Genomic DNA, 20,084 nt, shown 5'->3' with positions numbered 1-20,084 from the left:
GTGTCGATATGCGGCTCCGCCGCGGGGCGCGACCAGCCACGACGGCTCCGCAGACGACCGACGGCCCATCGCGGCACATCCAGCGGAGCGCTTAGAGCACCCGTACGGGTTTGAGCGGCAGGGCGGCCCAGATCACCTTGCCGCCGCTCGACGTGTGCTCGACGTCGCAGACGCCGCCCGCCTCCCGGGCGACCTCGGTGACCAGGAGCAGCCCGCGGCCGCCCTCGCCTCCGTGGTCGGCCTCCAGGGCGGTCGGGCGGTAGGGGTGGTTGTCCTCCACGGACACCCGCACCCACTCGGCGCCGACGGCGACCTCCACGGCGAGCATCGGCGACAGCAGCGCCGCGTGCCGGACGGCGTTCGTGACCAGCTCCGAGACGATCAGCAGCAGCCCGTGGACGAGGTCTTCGGAGACGGGCACGCCTTGGCGGTACAGCAGGTCGCGTACGGCGTGCCGCGCCTGCGGGACCGAGGCGTCGACGGCGGGAGCGGTGAACCGCCACACGCCCTCGTACGGCAGCGGATCGGCGGGCCCCGGATGGAGGGGCTCCTCGTACGCGCCGCCTTCTGGGCGTGGGCCGGACCCGCGCCCATGGTTGTCCATCGTCCGGTCGCCACCCTTGCGCTCGATTGTCACCACACGTCGAGTGTTGGTAACGACCTGCCACCCTCCGGATGACTGAACACAAGTCAGCAGGTATCGAGCACTTATGACCGTTGGCGTATGACACGGTCAGTTGTGGGACTGCTCCTGTCACGCTTGAGCCGACTTCGCGAACTCTTCGGGTTGTACGGGTTTGACGCCCCTTCTTGATCACGTGACCGGTGCGGCGGCTAGCATCCGGCCCATGGAGCCCCAGCTGCTGCACGATGTCACCGACTCGGTGGCCACCGTCGTCATCCACCACCCGGCCAAGCGCAACGCCATGACGGCCGCGATGTGGGCCGCCCTGCCACCGCTGCTCGACGCCCTCGCGGCCGACCCGGGCGTACGGGCGCTGGTGCTGACCGGGGAGGGCGGGACGTTCTGCGCCGGGGCCGACATCTCCACCCTGCAGGGGTCGCCGGAGGAGGCGCAGGGGCTCGCGGTGCGGGCCGAGGAGGCCCTGGCCGCGTTCCCGAAGCCGACGCTGGCCGCGATCCGTGGGCACTGCGTGGGGGGCGGGTCGCAGCTTGCGGCGGCCTGCGATCTGCGGTTCGCCATGGAGGGGGCGCTGTTCGGGGTGACGCCGGCCAAGCTCGGGATCGTGTATCCGGCTTCCTCCACCCGTCGGCTGGTGTCGCTGGTGGGTCCGGCCGCCGCCAAGTACCTGCTGTTCTCCGGCGAGTTGATCGACGCGGAGCGGGCGCTGCGCACCGGCCTGGTGGACGAGGTGCTGCCGCAGGGCGAACTCGCCAAGCGGGTCGCGGAGTTCACCCGGATCCTCGTGTCCCGTTCGCAGCTCACCCAGGCCGCGGCGAAGGAGTTCGCGAACGGGCACACCGACCGCGACGCGTACTGGACGGAGCAGGCACGCAGCGGCGGCGACACCGCGGAGGGCGTCGCCGCGTTCCTGGAGCGCAGGCAGCCGCGCTTCAGGTGGACTACACCAGGCTGAACCGGCTGTTGGTGCGGAACTCCTCGACAAGGTGTGCGGGCGCCTTCTCCGGGGAGCCCGCATCGTACGGCGGCTGTGGGTCGTACTCGGTCAACAGCTGGACGGCCTGGGCGTGTTCGTCGCCCGCGATCCGGCCGACCAGGGTCAGCCCCATGTCGATGCCGGAGGAGACACCGGCGGCGGTGAGGTACTTGCCGTCGGTCACGACGCGCTCACCGGTCGGCTCGGCGCCGTACTGCTTCAGGAAGTCGAGGGTGAGCCAGTGCGAGGTGGCGCGGCGGCCCTCCAGGAGCCCGGCGGCGGCGAGCAGCAGGGACCCCGAGCAGACCGAGGTCGTCCAGGTCGTGGTCGCGTCGACGGCACGGAGCCAGTCCAGGAGGGCCCCGTTCTCGATCTGGGTGAAGGTCCCGGGGCCGCCCGCCACGACGACGATGTCCGGGTGCGGTAGCTCGCCGAGGGCCTTGTCCGCCGTGACGGCGAGGAATCCCGTATCGGCGCGCACCGGCCCGGCCTGTTCGGCGACGAAGTCGACCCGGGCGCCCGGCAGGCGGCTGAGCGTCTCATAGGGCCCCACGACGTCCAGGGCGGTGAAGCGGTCGTAGACGACCATGGCGATCTGCATCGGCTTCCTCTCCATGCTCAATGAGTGGGTGCGGGGCGGAACCGGCGCCGGTATTCGGCGGGCGCCGCGCCGAGCGTCCGTACGAAGGCGCGGCGCATCGCCTCCGGGGTGCCGTAGCCGCAGGTGCGGGAGATCTCCTCGACCCCGTCGGAGGTGTCCTCCAGCAGCCGGCGGGCGTGTTCGAGGCGGACGCGGTCGACATAGCGGCCGGGCGTCATCCCGGTCTCGGTCTGGAAGGCGCGGGCGAAGTGGCGGGGCGAGAGCCGGGCGCGGGCGGCGAGCGCCTCCACCGTCAGGTCCTCGCCCGGGTGTTCCGTAATCCACTGTTGGACTTCGCGCAGCGGCTCGCGCTGCGCCGTCTGCGCGGCGAGCTGGGCACTGAACTGGGCCTGGTTTCCCGGCCGTCGCAGAAAGACGACCAGATGGCGGGCGATGGAGAGGGCGACCTCGCGGCCGGCGTCCTCCTCCACGAGGGCCAGGGCGAGGTCGATGCCGGACGTGACGCCGGCCGAGGTGGCGAGGTGTCCGTCGCGGATGTAGATGGGGTCGGGGTCGACCTCCACGGCCGGGTGGTCGCGGGCGAGCCGGTCGCACACCGACCAGTGGCTCGTCACCCGGCGGCCGTCCAGCAGGCCCGCCTCGGCGAGCAGCAGCGCCCCGGTGCACACGGAGACCAGGCGCTCGGCCCGCGGGCCGTGTTCGCGCAGCCAGGCCACCAGGCGCGGGTCGGGGCGCCGGGTGCCCGCGCCGCCCGGTACCAGCAGGGTGTGCGCGGCCGGGGCGTCGGCGAAGGAGTGGTCCGGCACCAGGGTGAGGCCGCTCGATGTGCGCACGGCCCGGCCGTCCGCGCTCACCGTGGCGATGCGGTACGTGCCCGGGCGGTGCAGCTCGGCGCCGTTGAAGACCTCCACCGGGCCCGTGACGTCGAGGCTCTGCACGTCGTCGAAGAGGACGACCAGGACGGTTTGCACGCCTTCTTGCATGCCTTCTTGCATGCCTTCGATTCTTGGCGGTCCGCATGATGGCCGCAATGACGGGCAACCCACCTTTCCTGCCATCCGGCACCCACCCCTGGAGTCCGTACCGACCAGTCGGTAACGTCCTCGTCATGACTAATGCCGCCATCGAGCCGCGCGCCGGCCGACGCTGCCACAGCATGCTCAACTCCCTGCACGCGACGCTCTACTTCTCGCCCGACCTGGGCAGGGAGCTGGGCGACCTCGGAATCACGCATCCCAGGGCCGTCAACTTCGCCGTGCGGGCGGCGGCGATGGGGCCGGTCGGACCGGGCACGGTGACCGCGGCCTTCTACAACTACAAGTACGAGCTGGTGGCCCGGCATGTGCCAGCGGTGTGGTCGGTCGCCTCCCCCGGGGACGTCCTGGCCGCACGCGCGCGTGCCGTCGACGCGACCATGCGCCGTCTGCTGGGCGAGGAGACCGTGGCGTCCGAGGAGCTGGCTCAGGCGGCGCGGCTGGCGCTGCGGGCCGCCGAGGCCTGCACCCGCTCCGCCCGGCCGCTCTACGCCGCGCACGCCGACCTGCCGGTGCCCGAGGAGCCGCACCTGGCGTACTTCCATGCCGCCACACTGCTGCGCGAGCACCGGGGCGACGGGCATCTCGCCGTTCTGATGTCCGCGGAGCTGGACGGTCTGGAGGCCGTGGTCACCCACACCGCGACCGGCAAGGGCATGGCGCCGAAGTGGGTGTTCGGCAGCCGCGGCTGGAAGCAGGAGGACTGGGACGCGGCCTGCGGGCGGCTGCGGGAGCGCGGGCTGCTGGACGAGGCGGGCGAGTTGACGGAGCGGGGCATCGCCCTGCGGGCGGAGATCGAGGCGGAGACGGACCGGCTGGACCGGGCGCCGTACGAGCACCTGGGCGCGGAGGGTGTCGCGCGCCTGACGGAGCTGGGCGCGGCCTTCGCGAAGACTGCGCTCGCCGCGGGGGCCTACCCGGCGGATCTGATCGGCAAGCGCTGACGAAGGCCGGGTGTCGTCACCCTGCCCTTCCCTGCCCCGGCCCGGGTGTTCGGCGGCGTCCCGGCCGCCACGCCCCGCCAGGGCGCCGCCCTGATCCCCGACTGTCGGTGCCACCTGCCACAATTGCGGCGCAACCTCAGTGAGAAGGCGGTACGGGATCGTGACGACACCCGGGTCCAGTGGGTCCACCAACGCAGGGTCCATCGAAGGCAGGATCGCCGAGGAGCTCGGCGTACGGGAGCGGCAGGTCAAGGCTGCCGTGGAGCTGCTCGACGGCGGTTCGACGGTGCCCTTCATCGCCCGCTACCGCAAGGAAGCGACCGAGATGCTCGACGACGCGCAGCTGCGCACGCTCGAGGAGCGGCTGCGCTATCTGCGGGAGCTGGAGGAGCGGCGGACGGCGATCCTGGAGTCGGTGCGCGAGCAGGGCAAGCTCACCGCGGAGCTGGAGGCGCAGCTCCGCGGCGCCGAGACCAAGGCGCGGCTCGAGGACATCTACCTGCCGTACAAGCCCAAGCGGCGTACGAAGGCGCAGATCGCGCGCGAGGCCGGTCTCGAACCGCTCGCCGAGGGGCTGCTCGGCGACGCGACCGTCGAACCCCTCGCGGCCGCCGCCGCGTTCGTCGACGCGGACAAGGGCGTCGCCGACCCGCAGGCCGCCCTCGACGGCGCCCGCGCGATCCTCACCGAGCGGTTCTCGGAGGACGCGGACCTGATCGGCGAGCTGCGCGAGCGCATGTGGGTGCGCGGACGTCTGGCCGCCAAGGTGCGGGACGGCAAGGAGGAGGCGGGCGCCAAGTTCGCCGACTACTTCGATTTCGCCGAGCCGTTCACCGAGCTGCCCTCGCACCGCATCCTCGCCATGCTGCGCGGCGAGAAGGAAGAGGTCCTCGACCTCGTCCTGGAGCCTGAGGAACCCACGGACGGCCCTTCGTCGTACGAGGGCATCGTGGCCGGGAAGTTCCAGATCGCCGACCGCGGTCGTCCCGCCGACAAGTGGCTGACGGACACGGTCCGTTGGGCCTGGCGCACCCGCATTCTGGTGCACCTCGGCATCGACCTGCGGCTGCGGCTGCGCACGGCCGCCGAGGACGAGGCGGTGCAGGTGTTCGCGTCGAACCTGCGCGACCTGCTGCTCGCCGCCCCGGCCGGCACGCGCGCGACGCTGGGCCTGGACCCCGGGTTCCGTACGGGTGTGAAGGTCGCCGTCATCGACGCCACCGGCAAGGTGGTGGCCACGGACGTCATCTACCCGCACGTCCCGGCGAACAAGTGGGACGAGGCGATCGCCAAGCTGGCCCGTCTCGCCAAGGAGCACGCGGTCGAACTGGTCGCGATCGGCAACGGCACGGCGTCCCGCGAGACGGACAAGCTCGCCGGTGAACTCATCACCAAGCACGCGGAGTTGAACCTCACCAAGGTGATGGTGTCCGAGGCGGGCGCGTCCGTGTACTCGGCGTCCGCGTTCGCCTCGCAGGAGCTGCCCGACATGGACGTGTCGCTGCGCGGCGCCGTCTCCATCGCGCGCCGGCTGCAGGACCCCCTGGCGGAGCTGGTGAAGATCGACCCCAAGTCGATCGGCGTCGGCCAGTACCAGCACGACCTGTCCGAGGTGAAGCTGTCGCGCTCGCTGGATGCGGTGGTCGAGGACTGTGTGAACGGCGTGGGCGTGGACGTCAACACGGCCTCCGCCCCGCTGCTCGCCCGCGTCTCCGGCATCACCTCCGGGCTGGCCGAGAACATCGTGGCGCACCGCGACGCCAACGGCCCCTTCAAGTCGCGCACCCAGCTGAAGGGCGTGGCGCGGCTCGGCCCAAAGGCGTACGAGCAGTGCGCGGGCTTCCTGCGGATCCGCGGCGGCGACGACCCGCTGGACGCCTCCAGCGTGCACCCGGAGGCGTATCCGGTGGTGCGGCGCATGGTGAAGACGTCCGGGCAGGAGGTGGCGTCGCTCGTCGGCAACACGGGCGTGCTGCGCTCGCTGAAGCCGAACGACTTCGTGGACGAGACGTTCGGTCTGCCGACCGTCACCGACATCCTCAAGGAGCTGGAGAAGCCCGGGCGCGACCCGCGGCCCGCGTTCAAGACGGCCACCTTCAAGGAGGGCGTCGAGAAGATCTCCGACCTGTCGTCCGGGATGGTCCTGGAGGGCGTGGTCACGAATGTGGCGGCCTTCGGTGCGTTCGTGGACGTCGGTGTCCACCAGGACGGGCTGGTGCATGTGTCCGCGATGTCGAAGACGTTCGTGAAGGACCCTCGGGATGTGGTGAAGCCGGGGGACATCGTCAAGGTCAAGGTGCTGGACGTCGACATTCCGCGCAAGCGGATCTCGTTGACGCTGCGGCTGGACGACGAAGCCGCACCGCAGGGTGACGGAGGCGAGCGTCGGCAGCGGGGTGCGCGTCCGCCTCAGCAGCGACAGCAGCAGCAACGTCAGGGCGGGGGCCGGGGCGGGCAGGGCGGCGGTTCGCGGCAGGCGGCGCCGCCGGCGAACAGTGCGATGGCCGATGCTCTGCGCCGGGCCGGGTTGGTGGATCCGAAGGGTAAGCGCTGAGTCTGAGCCTCCGGCGGGGGGGCCGTGGGGAACTGCGGGTCGGTTGTGGCTGGTCGCGCAGTTCCCCGCGCCCCTGAAAGAGGCGCTGCGCGCCCTTTCAGAACTAAGGTGGCCGGCGTGGTCGCATCGCACGCCGTCACCTGGACAACGGCTCCCTACGGGCCCACGGACGGGCCGTTGCGACCGTTCCGGAGCCGTACTGGATCTCGTACGAGCTGGAGACGGGTGAAGGGTTCGTGACCCGGCGGCTGATGGTCACGGCGGAGACCGAGACCAGTACCCGCACGCTCGACCTGCGGCGCGACGACGCCGGGCGGTGGACCGCGGACGGTGAACCGCTGCGTGGCGTCGACGGTGCACTCGACTGCGATCTGGGGCTGTGCCCGCTCACCAACAGCATGCCGGTGCTGCGCCACGGCCTCCATCTGGCGCCTGGTGAGCGGGAGTTCCTGATGGCGTGGGTGTCGGTGCCGGGCCTGGTGGTGCGGCCGTCGCGGCAGACCTACACCCATCTCGGCGCGCCGACGGCGGCGGCCCCGTCCGGTTCTCGTCCGGGGATGGCTGTGCGCCTGCGCTGAGCGGCTCGGCTCAGCTCTGCTCGGGAGGTCGAGCGGTGCCGTTCATCCTGGCGTGGTTCTCCGCGAGCAGCTGCTGAACGCGCTGCTCGACCTCCACGGGGTCCACCCCGAGGGAACGGCCGATGTGGACGGCCCACACCTCCGAGCGCACATTGGTCTCGAAGTCCAGGTCGGCGCGTACGTTCTCACGGGCGGCCTGGCGGTTCTGGCTCACCATCACGAAGGTGGACAGGAAGATCGCTTCCAGGCTGACGATCATGGTGAGCAGCCCGAAGGGGTACGGATCCCAGACCGCCCCCTTGCCGAACACCCCCTCGTTGCACACGATCCACACCGCGAACCACAGGGCGTGCAGATACACGAACGCCATGGTTCCGGCGAAGGCCGTGATCGCGTCAGCGATCCGGTCCTGGGTCCCGCGCATCCGTGCAACGACGTCCTGCTCGTGCACGATCCGCACGGTCGGCCGCTTCGCCGCAGAGCCCATGGCCTCCCCCTTGTCCTGGTCCTGCCCGGTGTCCGACGAGGAATCGCCGTCAGCGTACGCGGCGGACGACCATGGTCCCCGCACGGGTCCCGCACGGGTCCCGACTCGTAAGACACTTAAGTCGCGAAAGAGACGGACGGCGCGGGCGTCGAGGCCTAGCGCTCCGTAACCTTTCCGTCCGCCACCTCCAGGCGGCGGGTCACATGGACCGCATCCAGCATGCGGCGGTCGTGGGTGACCAGGAGGAGGGTGCCCTCGTAGGCGTCGAGGGCCGACTCCAGTTGCTCGATGGCGGGCAGGTCGAGGTGGTTGGTCGGCTCGTCCAGGACGAGGAGGTTGACGCCCCGGCCCTGCAGGAGCGCCAGGGCGGCGCGGGTGCGTTCGCCCGGGGAGAGGGTGGCCGCCGGGCGCAGGACGTGGTCGGACCTCAGGCCGAACTTGGCCAGCAGGGTGCGTACTTCGACCGGCTCGGTGTCCGGGACGGCGGCGCAGAACGCGTCGAGCAGGGCCTCCGTGCCGTGGAACAGCTTGCGGGCCTGGTCGACCTCGCCGACCAGGACGCCGGGGCCGAGGCTCGCGTGGCCCGCGTCCAGGGGGATCCTGCCGAGCAGGGCGCCCAGCAGGGTCGACTTGCCGGCGCCGTTCGCTCCGGTCACCGCCACCCGGTCGGCCCAGTCGATCTGCAGGGAGACCGGGCCGAAGGTGAAGTCGCCACGCCGGACCTCCGCGTCCCGCAGGGTGGCCACGACGGCGCCCGAGCGCGGGGCCGACGCGATCTCCATGCGTAGCTCCCACTCCTTGCGGGGCTCCTCGACGACGTCGAGCCGCTCGATCATGCGCTGGGTCTGGCGGGCCTTCGCGGCCTGCTTCTCACTGGCCTCGCTGCGGAACTTGCGGCCGATCTTGTCGTTGTCGTTGTTCGCCTTGCGGCGGGCGTTCTTGACGCCCTTGTCCATCCAGGAGCGTTGCATCTGGGCGCGGTCCTGGAGGGCGGCGCGCTTGTCGGCGTACTCCTCGTAGTCCTCTCGGGCGTGCCGGCGGGCGACGTCCCGCTCTTCCAGGTAGGCCTCGTAGCCGCCGCCGTAGAGGGTGATCTGCTGCTGGGCGAGGTCGAGTTCGAGGACCTTGGTGACGGTGCGGGTGAGGAACTCGCGGTCGTGGCTGACGACGACGGTGCCGGCGCGCAGGCCCTTCACGAACCGTTCGAGGCGTTCCAGGCCGTCCAGATCGAGGTCGTTGGTCGGCTCGTCGAGGAGGAAGAGGTCGTAGCGGGAGAGGAGGAGGGAGGCGAGGCCCGCGCGTGCCGCCTGGCCGCCGGACAGGGATGTCATCGGCTGGTCCAGGTCCACGGCGAGGCCGAGGGAGTCGGCGACCTCCTCCGCCCGCTCCTCCAGGTCGGCGCCGCCGAGGTCGAGCCAGCGCTCCAGGCTCGTCGCGTACGCGTCATCGGCACCGGGGGCGCCGTCGACCAGGGCCTGCGTGGCCTCGTCCATCACGCGCTGCGCCTCGGCCACGCCGGTGCGGCGGGCGAGGAACTGGCGGATCGTCTCGCCCGGGCGGCGCTCGGGCTCCTGCGGAAGGTGGCCGACGGTGGCGGTGGGCGGGGAGAGCCTGAGCTCGCCCTCCTCCGGCGCAAGGAGCCCTGCGAGCATCTTGAGCAGGGTGGACTTGCCCGCGCCGTTGGCACCGACCAGCCCGATCACGTCGCCGGGGGCGACGACGAGGTCGAGGGCGGTGAAGAGGGAGCGGTCGCCGTGGCCGGCGGTGAGGTTCTTGGCGACGAGGGTGGCAGTCATCAGGGGGTGATTCTAGCGAGCGGTGGGCGGGTGGTGCGGTGTGCCCGCTGGTCAGGGGGTACCGGGTGGGGTGGTGGGGGCGCCGGTGGGGAGGGACCTGAGTTCGGTTCCGGTCAAGGGGTTGAGGCATGTCCCACCGGTCCAGATTCACGGGGTGGCGATCCGAGTCGGCGCGTCATGAGCGCAAGGCCCCGCGCACGTCAGCGAGCCATCGCCTCCACCAGTACGCTCCCGGCCGTCCGCGCCACCACGAAGGCCTCGCCCTTCACCGCCTTGGCGTCCAGGGCGATGCGGTGGCGGCCCGGTTCGAGGACGCCGTCGAAGACCTCGTGGGTGTGGGTGCGGTAGAGGCGGTCGAGGCGGTACGCGGTGAGGCGGACCCGGCAGGGTGAGGTGACCTCGACGCCCGCCTCGCCGTCGGCCGCCACCAGGCCGGTCAGGCGGCGCTGTGCCACCGGGCTGCGGTCCAGGGCGTGTTCGATCTGGGCGACCAGCAACGGGACTATCGGGGCGAGGCCCTCGACATAGGTGACCTCGACGCCTGCCTGCTCGAAGGAGCTGCGTACGGCGGCGCGTTCCTGCTGGGTGATCGCGCGGCCGAAGGCGACGGCGCCGTAGGCGCGCAGTTCGTCGGCGTGGACACCATTGGCGTCGTGGGCGATGTCGGCGCCGATGCCGATGGTGCGCAGGGCGGCGGCGAGCTTGGCGAGCAGGGCGACTCGGGCGCCGATGAGCAGGACACGGCGGCGGGTGCCCGGCGGGTCGGCGTCGAGGAGGGCGGCCAGCGCCTCGCGGTACTCGGCGCCGTGGAAGCGGAAGGGCCCGATGCCGTGGTAGCCGTTGAGTTCGAGGTCGGCGTGTTCGTCCGTCTGCCAGGCGAAGTCCCGCCAGATGTAGTCCTCCCCTTCTTGGCCCTCCCGCTCGATGATCGCGGTGACCGCGCCGCAGGCCAGGTCCGCGCACTCGGGACAGCCGTAGATGATGTAGCGGCCGTCCGGAAGCGGTGGCTCCGCCTCCAGGAGGAGGCTGCGGACCTGTTCGCTGAAGATGGCGGGTGGGACGTCGGAGGCGAGTGGGGAGACGGCGTCGAGGTCGGAGAGCTGGAACAGCAGCGGGCGTCCGTCGACGATGAAGTCCACGAAGTCCCGGTGCACTTGGTAGTCACCGTTGGCGAGGACTCCACCGGCACGCATCGCCGGTGCCAGGCCGAAGGTCGCGTACTCGGCAGACATGCTGTGAGTATCCCCAGAGTGGGAGCTGTCTGAGCACGGCATGACACATTCCGCTAACGTCCCCGCGTGGAGAGCGCACGGAACAACGATGTCATCGTGGTCGGCGCCGGGGTCGTCGGGCTGACCACGGCCGTCGTCCTCGCCGAGCGCGGCGTGCGAGTGCGGGTGTGGACACGGGATCCCGTCGAGCGGACCACCTCTGCGGTTGCGGGCGCGCTGTGGTGGCCGTACCGGATCGAGCCGGTCGCGCGGGCGCGCGCCTGGGCGCTGCAATCGCTCGATGTGTACGAGGATTTGGCTGCGCGGCCCGGGCCGACCGGCGTACGCATGGTCGAAGGGGTACTGGGCGAGGCGGATCTCGACCGGGCCGAGGCCTGGGCGGCCGACCGGGTGCCCGGGCTGCGGGCGGCGACGGCCGAGGAGTACGCCGGGACCGGGCTGTGGGCGCGGCTGCCGCTCATCGACATGTCGACTCATCTGCCATGGCTGCGGGAGCGGTTGCTTGCGGCGGGCGGGGTGGTCGAGGAGCGTACGGTCGCCGGGTTCGCGGAGGTGGACGCGCCGGTCGTCGTCAACTGCACCGGGCTGGGGGCTCGTGAGCTCGTTCCGGACGCGTCCGTGCGGCCGGTGCGGGGGCAGTTGGTCGTCGTGGAGAACCCCGGCATCCGCACGTGGCTCACCTCCACCGGCGCGGACGGGGAGATGGCGTATTTCTTCCCGCAGCCGGGGCGGCTGCTGCTGGGCGGCACGGCCGATGAGGACGCCTGGTCGCTGGAGCCGGATCCGGCGGTGGCCGAGGCGATCGTACGGCGGTGTGCGGCGCTGCGGCCGGAGATCGCGGGGGCGCGCGTACTGGAGCATCGGGTGGGGTTGCGGCCTGTGCGGGGTGCCGTCCGGCTGGAGCGTGAACTGCTGCCCGGGGGACGGGTGTTGGTGCATAACTATGGGCATGGCGGGGCCGGGGTGACTGTGGCGTGGGGGTGTGCGGAGGAGGCGGCCGGGCTGGCTTGCCCGGCCGCGTAGCGCTCCGCGGGATGTGCCGTTGTTCGTCTGCGGCCTCGTCGTGGCTGGTCGCGCAGTTCCCCGCGCCCCTTCAGGGGCGCGGTTTCTCACGGCACGCGATGTGCGCCGCTCGGGGCGCGGACCCCCTTAAGGGGCGTGGCCTCGGATGCTGCCGACGACTTGCCGGAGGTGGCGTGGGCGAACGCCGCCGCGCCTCCGACGAAGGGGACACGAGCCGACGTACCGGACAGGTCCAGGCTGAGTGTCGGTTTGTCGGCCGGAGGGTCGATGAGGTCCTTGTCGGTGCCCGCGACGATCAGGGCGAGGCGGTGGCCTGCCGGGACGACGTGGTCGGTGGCGGCGAGATCCAGGGTGATGGTGTACGCCTGGCCCGGGGTGAGCGGGACGCCCTTGAGGTCGGAGGCGTAGTTGCCGAGGTCGGCCCAGCCGCGGCTGAACACCGTGTAGTCGACGGCCGCCTTCTTGGCCTCGGTGGCCTTGAAGCAGGCGCTGTCGCCCGTGGTGCTCGCGCCCCAGCAGGTGCGGTCGGTGAGGGTGGTGATGCCCTCGGCGGAGTCGGCGTAGTCACGGATGGTGTCGGGGCCGAGGTCCACGAGGACGGCGGAGAGAAAGGCCGTCTTCGTCGTCGGCGTTGCGGTCACGGTGACCTTGGAGGAGCCGGACAGGCGCAGGTCGTGGGTGAGGGGCTTGGTGACGAAACCGGCCTTGTCGGGGGTCGATGTGTCGATCTTCGACGCCCAGTCGGTCTCGCTGAGCTGCGGGTTGTCGGTGAAGGTCTCGGTGCCGTCGCCCTTGGTGAGGCCGAGGGTGCCGACGCCTGCCTGGGTGCCGGTGGCCGGGCGCAGGGTCGTGGTGGCCGTACCGGTCGGGGGCCAGACCTTCGAGGTGACCCACTGGTCGGGGTGGCGCTCGATGTCGGCCATGGGCGCGCGGTCGATGCCATTGTCGTAGCCGAGGAGTTCGTGGTCGAACCAGCGGTGCAGGGTGTCGACCCAGGCGCCGCGCCGGTAGTCGAAGGGGTCGACGTGGCCGGTCTGGGAGAGCCAGATCTTGCGTTCGACGCCGTTCTTGGCGAGGGCGTCCCACCACTGGCCGAAGTGCTTGGTGCGGACGTTGAGGTCCTGCATGCCGTGCACGAGGAAGACGCTGGCCTTCACCTTGCCCGCGTCCTTGACGTAGTCGCGCTCGGTCCACAACGGCGTCCAGTCGCCGGTGCGCGGGGCGCCGTCGACGAGCTTCTGCTGGACGGTGGCGCACTTGGCGCGGGCGTCGGGACTGTCGACGTAGTCGGCGAGCGAGTCGGGGCCCGAGTCGTAGAGCGCGGCGCCCTTGGCGAAGTAGTAGTCGTACCAGGAGGAGATGGCGCTGATCGGGACGACGGTTTTGAGGCCCTTCACGCCCGTCGCGGCGACGCCGTTGGCGATCGTGCCGTCCCAGCTCTTGCCGATCATGCCGGTGCTGCCGTTGGTCCAGGTGGCCTTGGCGGTCGTCGTCCCGGTGCGGGTGGTGTATGCCTTGGCCCGGCCGTTCAGCCAGTCGACGACCGCCTTCGCGGACTGGATGTCGGAGCGGCCGCCGACGTCGATGCAGCCGTCGGAGCGGTTGGTGCCGGCGAGGTCGACGCCGACGAAGGCGTAGCCGCGGGGCACGAAGTAGTTGTCGTAGAAGAGCGGCATCTGGACGACGTTGCCGTTCGCGTCGTACGTCTTCTTCTGGCTCTCGTTGCCGCGGCCGCAGCAGGAGTAGTAGGGGCTGGCGTCCATGATGACCGGTACCTTGCGGCCCTGCTGGGCGGGTTCGCGGGGGCGGACGATGTCGACGGCGACCCGGTCGGCCTTTCCGTCGCCGTCCGAGTCGAGTCCGGTGTCCACCCATACGGCCTCGCGGATGGCGTGGTCGTAGGAGTAGACGGGGCGGCTCTCCTGCGGGGCGCTGTGGGCCGCCGCGGGGGTGAGGAACGCTGCCATGAGGGCGGCGACGGCCGCCGCTGCGAGCGGTCTCCAGGTCGTGAAGCGCGTGCTTATCGGCATGCGCGGACGGTACATCGGTCAACTCCCGTGCAGAAGAGTGCAATCGGTCGCCTGCGAGGCCGGTGGGGAAGCGGAGGCGGCTGCTCATGACGGCCGAATGGCGATCGTGTGACACATGGGGCCATGGACATGCCCGGGGACACAGGGACTCAATAGGCTCCGAACAGACTTCGTACCCCTACGACTTGGAGCTTTCGTGCACCGCAGAATCATCACGCCGGGCGCACTCGCTGCCGCGTCCCTGATGCTGGCGATCCCGGCGTCGGCCGCGAGCTACTCCCCCGGCGCTCCGGGCATCGGCGACCCCTACTACCCGGACTACGGCAACGGCGGATACGACGTCTCCCACTACGACCTGCGCCTGCAATACCAGCCCGCCACCGACGAGTTGGCCGGTACGGCGACGATCCTGGCGAAGACCACCCAGGACCTGTCGAGCTTCGATCTGGACTTCCTGCTCGACGTCAGCGAGGTGCGGGTCAACGGCGCCAAGGCGTCCTTCGCGACCTCGGGCCAGCACGAGCTGGTGGTGACGCCGAAGACGCCGCTGGCCAAGGACACGCCGATCACCGTGGTGGTGCGCTACAGCGGAGTGCCGTCGACGAAGACCGCATACGGCTTCAACACCTGGCACCGCACGCCGGACGGGGCGGTCGCCGCGGACGAGCCCGAGGCGGCCTGGTGGTGGTTCCCGAGCAATGACCACCCGCTGGACAAGGCGACCTACGACGTGTCGGTGGCCGTGCCGGACGGCACCCAGGTCCTCTCCAACGGCACGCTGCAGTCGACGAGTTCGAAGCTGGGCTGGACCCGCTACAGCTGGCGCGAGAACAAACCGCAGGCGACATATCTGGCCACGCTGGCCGTCGGCAAGTTCGACATCACGACCGGCACCTCCGAGGGCGGGGTGCCGATCGTCAACGCCTACAGCAAGGACCTCGGCGACAACGACGGGGCCGCGCGGGCGAGCGTGGAGCGCACCGGGGAGCTCGTCGACTGGCTGAGCGGCTACTTCGGGCCGTATCCCTTCAGCTCGGCCGGCGGGTATGTGCCCAACACGACCACCGGGTACGCGCTGGAGACACAGACCCGCGTGTACTACAGCCCGAAGCAGTTCGCGAAGGGCGCCAACACCTCGTTGGTCGTGCATGAGCTGGCCCACCAGTGGTACGGCGACGACGTGTCGCTCAAGGGCTGGAAGGACATCTGGCTCAACGAGGGCTTCGCGAGCTATGCGCAGTGGCTGTGGTCCGAGCACGAGGGCGAGGGCACGACGCAGCAGCTCGCCGACTACGTGTACGCCTCGCACCCGGCGGACGACGCCTTCTGGAAGGTCAAGCCCGGTGACCCCGGTCCGGACAACCAGTTCGACGCGGCCGTCTACGACCGTGGCGCGCTGGCGGTTCAGGCGCTGCGCAACGAGGTCGGTGACGACGCGTTCTTCGCCATCCTGAAGGGCTGGCCGAAGGAGCATGCGTACGGCAACGCCTCGATCGCCGACTTCCAGGCCTACGCCGAGCAGGTGTCCGGAAAGTCGCTGTCCGCGCTGTTCGACACGTGGCTGTACCAGCCGGTGAAGCCTGCCGCACCTGCGGCGCGGGCTGCGTCGATCGCCGGGGCGGCGGCTCCTGTCCAGCCGAAGTCCTGGAAGAAGATCGCGGCGACCAACGACGTGCACTAGGGATTTGCCGGGTTCGGTGGTCGGGGGACTGCGGGTCGTTTGTGGTTGTTCGCGCCCACGCGGCGGAGCCGCATATCGACACAGCCCCGCGCCCCTGATCGGGCGCTCCCCTCGCCGTCTCTAGATCGGCGCCCTGGACAGGAGTTCCTCGCGGTCTATCGCCACCGTCTCCGTCGACGGCACCGTGCAGGCGTATGCACCGGCCACCGCGCCGTACAGGGCGCAGCGTTGCGGTGCCTCGCGGTTCAGCCAGCCGTAGAGGAAGGCGGCGGCGAAGGCGTCGCCCGCGCCGTTGGAGTCCACCACCGGCGCGGGCGGTGTGACGGGCGGTATACGGGTCAGCTCGTCGTCGGCCAGCAGGTACGCACCCTTCGCACCGGCCGTGGCCACGACCACCTCGGCCCGGCCGCGGTCGGTGATACGGCGCATGGTCCGCTCGGGGTCGGCCAGGGCCGCGGCGGACAGGAAGACGACGTCAGCTGCCTGGGCGAACGGCTCGTGGTACGGATTCTCGCCGTCCCAGTCGTGCAGGTCGGTGGAGATGGTCGCGCCGGACTCGGGCAGGAGCTCAAGCGCGTGGGCGCAGGGTTGGGTGATGGCGACGTGGACGTGCCGGCTCGCCCCCGCCAGCGCCCGCACCGTCGGTTCCGGGAGACGGTCGTCGGCGTGGGCGCGGCTCGTGTCGTACAGGGACAGCCGTCTGCCGTCGGGGCTGACGAGGTTGACCGCGCGCTTGGTGCCGGCGGGCTGGGGGACGGCGGTGAGGGCGATGCCGTGCTCACGGTGCAGGGCGCGGACGAGGTCGCCTTCGGGGTCGTCGCCGAGCATGTCGAGGTGATGGACGCGCAGGCCGAGGGCGCTCAGACCGAGGGCGACGAAGTCACCGGTCTGCCCGGCGCGGGTGCGGATGCCGCGCTCGATCATGTAACTGTCGGCGTACGGCAGCGGCAACTCCGGCACGTACACGATGGTGTCCACGCCTGCCCCGCCCAGCACGAGGACGTCGATGTCACGGCTCAACTCTGGGCCTCCCCATGGTCGTAGACGGTGACCTTGACACCCCGATCGATGAGTTGCCAAGGCCCCTGGCACGTGAGTGTCTGCGGGTCGTACGTGGCTGGTCGCGCCCACGCGGCGGAGCCGCACATCGATACGGCCCCGCGCCCCTTCAGGGCGCTTCCCTGCCCGTGCGCCGCCTCCACCTCCCCATGGCGTCGCGAGAGCATCACCACGGTGACGTCACCCCGGACGCAGCTGATCTCCGACATGACGCCACCGTAGGCGATGCCACTGACAGTGGCCCTGACCTGCTACTTCGTCAGCTCCGTCAGCTCCCGGTCCTCGTCCCGACCGACCCTGCGGCGGACCGCGAACCAGCCGCCGACCAGCAACGCGGCGATCACCGGGATCAGGAGCAGGGTCTTGCGGCCGACGTCGGGGTCGTTCCACATCAGGGCGAGCACCGCGAGCAGGAAGGTGATCGTGGTGATCTCCGTGACCGGGCTGCCGGGGAGGCGGAAGGTCGGGCGGGTGAGCAGGCCTGCCTTCGCCCGGCGGACGAAGACCAGGTGGCAGATCATGATGATCACCCAGGTGGAGATGATGCCCAGCGAGGCCACGTTCAGGACGATCTCGAAGGCCTGGCTCGGCATGAGGTAGTTGAGGCCGACGCCGAGCACGCAGACCGCGCAGGTGAGCAGGATGCCGCCGTAGGGGACCTGGCTGCGGTTCATGCGCGCCGTGAACTTCGGGGCCGAGCCCGCCATGGCCATCGAGCGGAGGATGCGGCCGGTGGAGTACAGGCCCGAGTTCAGGGACGACATCGCGGCCGTGAGGACCACAAGGTTCATCACGTCGCCGGCGCCCGAGATGCCGATCTTCGACAGGACGGTGACGAAGGGGCTCTCGTCGGCCGAGTAGACCGACCCCGGCAGCAGCAGGGCGAGGAGGACGACCGAGCCCACGTAGAAGAGGCCCACCCGCCACATGATCGAGTTCACCGCGCGCGGGACGACCTTCTCCGGCTCCGCGGTCTCGCCCGCGGCGACGCCGACCAGTTCCAGGGCGGCGTAGGCGAAGATCACGCCCTGCATGACGAGGACGACCGGCATGAGGCCGTGCGGGAAGATGCCGCCGTGGTCGTTGATCACGCTCAGGCCGGGGGTCCGGCCGTCGACCTTGTGCTGGGTGGCGAGCAGGAAGATGCCGATCAGCATGAAGCCGACGAGGGTGGCGACCTTGATGATCGCGAACCAGAACTCCATCTCGCCGAAGATCTTCACCGAGATCAGGTTCACGGCCAGGACCACGGCGAGGGCGATCAGGGCGAGCACCCACTGGGGAATGCTCGTGAACATGCTCCAGTAGTGCGTGTAGAGCGCGATCGCGGTGATGTCTGCGATTCCGGTCGTCGACCAGTTGAGGAAGTACATCCAGCCGGCGACGTACGCACCCTTCTCGCCGAGGAACTCGCGCGCGTACGACACGAAGGAACCGGAGGAGGGGCGGTAGAGGACCAGTTCGCCCAGCGCCCGCACGACGAAGAAGGCGAAGATGCCGCAGACGAGGTAGGCGAGCGCGAGGGCCGGGCCCGCGTTGTGCAGGCGGCCGCCGGCGCCCAGGAAGAGGCCGGTGCCGATCGCGCCGCCGATGGCGATCATGTTGACGTGGCGGGCCTTGAGGTCCTTGCTGTAGCCGGCATCGCCCGCGTCGGCGGGCGCCTGGGCCGCGTCGGTCCGGGTGGCGGCCTGTGCCGTGTGCACGGCGTCCTTGCTCACAGGTGGTTCACTCTCTGGTGCGCCCGAGCGGGTCGCGCTCGGGTGTCCGGACGTACTCGGCCGGCGCGCTGGGTGAAAGGCGCAGACCAACGCGGCACCTTCCCCCAGGTGGCGGTGCGTATGCGATGGCGTAGATCACACAGCGGCACTTCTCACAAGCCCCACGAGCCACACGAGCCCCTGGCACCCGGGTATCGCAGTACTGGTGTTACAGCGATACTGCTGCACATGACGACCGACACCGACAGCGACACCGGGGAGCCGACGCTCACGATCGACGAACTGGCCGCGCGGGCCGGCATCACCGTGCGCACGGTCCGGTTCTACGGCACGAAGGGGCTGCTCCCGCCCCCGGTGATCGGTCCGCGGCGGGTGGGGCACTACGGGCAGCAGCACGTGGCGCGGCTGGCGCTCATCGAGGAGCTGCAGCACCAGGGCATGACGCTGGCGGCGATCGAGCGCTACTTGGAGCAGCTGCCGCAGGACCTGAGCCACCATGACCTGGCCATCCACCGGGCCGTGGTGGCCTCCTGGGCGCCGGACACGGTGGCGACGGTGACGGCGGAGCAACTGCAGCGCCGGGTCGGGCGGCCGCTGGATGCGGACGACGTCGAACGGCTCACCGCCATGGGCGTGGTCCGGCCCGACGGGGACGGGTACCGCATCGACTCGGGCCTGCTCCGGCTCGCCGTCCAGCTGCTCGACGTACCCCTGTCGCAGGACGCGATCCTGGCCGCGCGCAGGGTCCTCATCGCGCACTCGCGCGCCGCTGCGCACGAGTTGTCGCAGCTGTTCAGGGTTGAGGTGTCCGAGCGGGCCGAGGAGGACGTGAAGTCCCTGTCCGCGCACATGCAGCCCATCGTGGTGCAGGCGCTGCTGACCACCTTCCAGCGGTCGCTCAAGGAAGAGGTGCACCAGTGGCTCGCCGCCTCAGAGGAAGGCCGACCCTCCTGACACATTGAGCGTCTGCCCGGTCAGGAACGCGCTGCCCTCGTCCACCACGTAGAGGAGCGTGGAGACCAGGTCGGAGGGCTCCTGGGTGCGCTGGACAGCCTGCCGGTCGCGGATGAACTCGAAACCGCCGTCCGCGCCGACCGTCCGCTCGGCGGTCGCGGTGCGCACCATGCTCGGCGCGATCGCGTTGACGGTGATGTCGTACGGGCCGAGGGCCGCCGCCAGCGCGCGCGTGAAGCCGATCAGGCCCGTCTTCGAGGCGACATAGGGAACCATCGCGGGCGGCGCGGTGAACACGGCGGCGGAGGCGATGTTGACGATACGGCCCCACCCGGCCGCCTTCAGATACGGCAGCGCGGCCTGCGTGACCAGGAACGGCGCCTCCAGGTTGACGCGCATGACCCGCCGCCAGTCCTCGGCGGTCGTCTCCTCGAAGGGCTTGGCCGGATAGACGCCGGCGTTGTTGACCACGACGTGCAGCGCGCCGAACTGGTCGATCACGCGCTCCAGTCCGGCCCGTACCTGCTCCTCGTCGGTGACGTCGCCGACCAGCTCCAGGTAGTCCAGGACCTTGCCGGCGGTCTCCGGCTGCGGGACGAGATCGAGGCCGGCGACCCGGTAGCCGCGCCCGGCGAGTGCGACGGCGAATTCCTGTCCGAGGCCCTGTGCCGCTCCGGTCACCAGGGCGGTACGCGTCTCCATGGGCCGAGTGTGATGACCCGTCAGGCGCTCGGCAAGGGTGCATTTCACTCGCTGAAACGCGTCTGTTGCCGC

The 20,084-nt window shown here is 70.7% G+C and carries 18 protein-coding genes; 7 read left to right on the top strand and 11 right to left on the bottom strand.

Features of this window, described 5'->3' with window-relative positions:
• Nucleotides 1-91 precede the first annotated feature (91 nt).
• Nucleotides 92-604 carry an ATP-binding protein gene (locus tag P2Q00_RS03200; RefSeq protein ID WP_275769494.1) on the bottom strand — a complete coding sequence of 171 codons (513 nt, stop codon included), beginning with the start codon at nucleotides 602-604 and terminating at the stop codon, nucleotides 92-94.
• Nucleotides 605-848: 244 nt separating this feature from the next.
• Between P2Q00_RS03200 and P2Q00_RS03195 the strand changes: the two genes are divergently transcribed.
• Nucleotides 849-1,598 carry an enoyl-CoA hydratase/isomerase family protein gene (locus P2Q00_RS03195; protein ID WP_275769185.1) on the top strand — a complete coding sequence of 250 codons (750 nt, stop codon included), beginning with the start codon at nucleotides 849-851 and terminating at the stop codon, nucleotides 1,596-1,598.
• On the opposite strand, the gene P2Q00_RS03190 is transcribed toward P2Q00_RS03195, so the two are convergent.
• Nucleotides 1,585-2,220 (bottom strand): DJ-1/PfpI family protein, encoded by a 636-nt coding sequence (locus P2Q00_RS03190; protein WP_275769491.1) that lies wholly within the window; start codon nucleotides 2,218-2,220, stop codon nucleotides 1,585-1,587. The genes P2Q00_RS03195 and P2Q00_RS03190 overlap by 14 nt on opposite strands.
• Nucleotides 2,221-2,237: 17 nt before the next feature.
• Nucleotides 2,238-3,215 (bottom strand): GlxA family transcriptional regulator, encoded by a 978-nt coding sequence (locus P2Q00_RS03185; RefSeq protein WP_275769182.1) that lies wholly within the window; start codon nucleotides 3,213-3,215, stop codon nucleotides 2,238-2,240.
• Between the two features lie 113 nt (nucleotides 3,216-3,328).
• Here P2Q00_RS03185 and P2Q00_RS03180 point away from each other — a divergent pair, with 113 nt between their 5' ends.
• The 3 genes from P2Q00_RS03180 to P2Q00_RS03170 all read left to right on the top strand — a co-directional run bounded on the left by P2Q00_RS03180 (nucleotide 3,329) and on the right by P2Q00_RS03170 (nucleotide 7,330).
• A complete protein-coding gene (locus P2Q00_RS03180; RefSeq protein ID WP_275769180.1) occupies nucleotides 3,329-4,198 on the top strand; it encodes an SCO6745 family protein in 870 nt (289 codons plus the stop codon).
• Between the two features lie 160 nt (nucleotides 4,199-4,358).
• On the top strand, nucleotides 4,359-6,752 hold the full coding sequence (locus P2Q00_RS03175) for a Tex family protein (RefSeq protein WP_275769177.1): 2,394 nt from the start codon (nucleotides 4,359-4,361) through the stop codon (nucleotides 6,750-6,752).
• Nucleotides 6,753-6,877: 125 nt separating this feature from the next.
• A complete protein-coding gene (locus tag P2Q00_RS03170) occupies nucleotides 6,878-7,330 on the top strand; it encodes a putative glycolipid-binding domain-containing protein (RefSeq protein ID WP_338059292.1) in 453 nt (150 codons plus the stop codon).
• Between the two features lie 10 nt (nucleotides 7,331-7,340).
• On the opposite strand, the gene P2Q00_RS03165 is transcribed toward P2Q00_RS03170, so the two are convergent.
• The 3 genes from P2Q00_RS03165 to P2Q00_RS03155 all read right to left on the bottom strand — a co-directional run bounded on the left by P2Q00_RS03165 (nucleotide 7,341) and on the right by P2Q00_RS03155 (nucleotide 10,845).
• Complete coding sequence (locus tag P2Q00_RS03165) at nucleotides 7,341-7,817, bottom strand: DUF1003 domain-containing protein (RefSeq protein ID WP_275769174.1); 477 nt, start codon at nucleotides 7,815-7,817, stop codon at nucleotides 7,341-7,343.
• Nucleotides 7,818-7,972: 155 nt separating this feature from the next.
• On the bottom strand, nucleotides 7,973-9,613 hold the full coding sequence (abc-f, locus tag P2Q00_RS03160) for a ribosomal protection-like ABC-F family protein (protein ID WP_275769171.1): 1,641 nt from the start codon (nucleotides 9,611-9,613) through the stop codon (nucleotides 7,973-7,975).
• Nucleotides 9,614-9,813: 200 nt separating this feature from the next.
• Entirely contained in the window at nucleotides 9,814-10,845 is a 1,032-nt protein-coding gene (locus P2Q00_RS03155; RefSeq protein WP_275769169.1) for an oxidoreductase, read from the bottom strand.
• A gap of 66 nt (nucleotides 10,846-10,911) precedes the next feature.
• Between P2Q00_RS03155 and P2Q00_RS03150 the strand changes: the two genes are divergently transcribed.
• Complete coding sequence (locus tag P2Q00_RS03150; RefSeq protein WP_275769166.1) at nucleotides 10,912-11,868, top strand: FAD-dependent oxidoreductase; 957 nt, start codon at nucleotides 10,912-10,914, stop codon at nucleotides 11,866-11,868.
• A gap of 86 nt (nucleotides 11,869-11,954) precedes the next feature.
• Here the strand turns inward: P2Q00_RS03150 and P2Q00_RS03145 are convergent, their stop codons facing one another.
• Complete coding sequence (locus P2Q00_RS03145; protein WP_275769164.1) at nucleotides 11,955-13,898, bottom strand: Xaa-Pro dipeptidyl-peptidase; 1,944 nt, start codon at nucleotides 13,896-13,898, stop codon at nucleotides 11,955-11,957.
• 196 nt (nucleotides 13,899-14,094) lie between these two features.
• Between P2Q00_RS03145 and P2Q00_RS03140 the strand changes: the two genes are divergently transcribed.
• Nucleotides 14,095-15,579: a M1 family metallopeptidase gene (locus tag P2Q00_RS03140; protein ID WP_275769161.1), complete on the top strand. Its 1,485-nt coding sequence runs from the start codon at nucleotides 14,095-14,097 to the stop codon at nucleotides 15,577-15,579.
• A gap of 120 nt (nucleotides 15,580-15,699) precedes the next feature.
• Here P2Q00_RS03140 and P2Q00_RS03135 read toward each other — a convergent pair whose 3' ends face one another.
• Genes P2Q00_RS03135 through P2Q00_RS03125 form a run of 3 tightly spaced genes read right to left on the bottom strand, consistent with a single transcriptional unit; the run spans nucleotide 15,700 to nucleotide 18,356 of the window.
• A complete protein-coding gene (locus tag P2Q00_RS03135) occupies nucleotides 15,700-16,599 on the bottom strand; it encodes a PfkB family carbohydrate kinase (RefSeq protein WP_275769158.1) in 900 nt (299 codons plus the stop codon).
• On the bottom strand, nucleotides 16,596-16,847 hold the full coding sequence (locus P2Q00_RS03130; protein WP_275769156.1) for a hypothetical protein: 252 nt from the start codon (nucleotides 16,845-16,847) through the stop codon (nucleotides 16,596-16,598). Before P2Q00_RS03130 ends, P2Q00_RS03135 begins: the two co-directional genes overlap by 4 nt.
• Before the next feature lie 42 nt (nucleotides 16,848-16,889).
• The gene (locus P2Q00_RS03125) at nucleotides 16,890-18,356 is read right to left on the bottom strand and encodes an amino acid permease (protein ID WP_275769154.1); all 1,467 of its coding nucleotides are present in this window, start codon (nucleotides 18,354-18,356) and stop codon (nucleotides 16,890-16,892) included.
• Between the two features lie 228 nt (nucleotides 18,357-18,584).
• Here P2Q00_RS03125 and P2Q00_RS03120 point away from each other — a divergent pair, with 228 nt between their 5' ends.
• Nucleotides 18,585-19,310 (top strand): MerR family transcriptional regulator, encoded by a 726-nt coding sequence (locus P2Q00_RS03120; RefSeq protein ID WP_275769151.1) that lies wholly within the window; start codon nucleotides 18,585-18,587, stop codon nucleotides 19,308-19,310.
• On the opposite strand, the gene P2Q00_RS03115 is transcribed toward P2Q00_RS03120, so the two are convergent.
• Nucleotides 19,287-20,012 carry an SDR family NAD(P)-dependent oxidoreductase gene (locus P2Q00_RS03115; protein WP_275769147.1) on the bottom strand — a complete coding sequence of 242 codons (726 nt, stop codon included), beginning with the start codon at nucleotides 20,010-20,012 and terminating at the stop codon, nucleotides 19,287-19,289. The two genes, P2Q00_RS03120 and P2Q00_RS03115, sit on opposite strands and share 24 nt — an antisense overlap.
• Nucleotides 20,013-20,084 lie beyond the last annotated feature (72 nt).

The sequence above is a fragment of the Streptomyces coacervatus genome, assembly GCF_029223485.1.
In the GTDB taxonomy this organism is placed as follows: Bacteria; Actinomycetota; Actinomycetes; order Streptomycetales; family Streptomycetaceae; genus Streptomyces; species Streptomyces coacervatus.
This window is presented reverse-complemented; position numbering and strand designations above follow the sequence as displayed.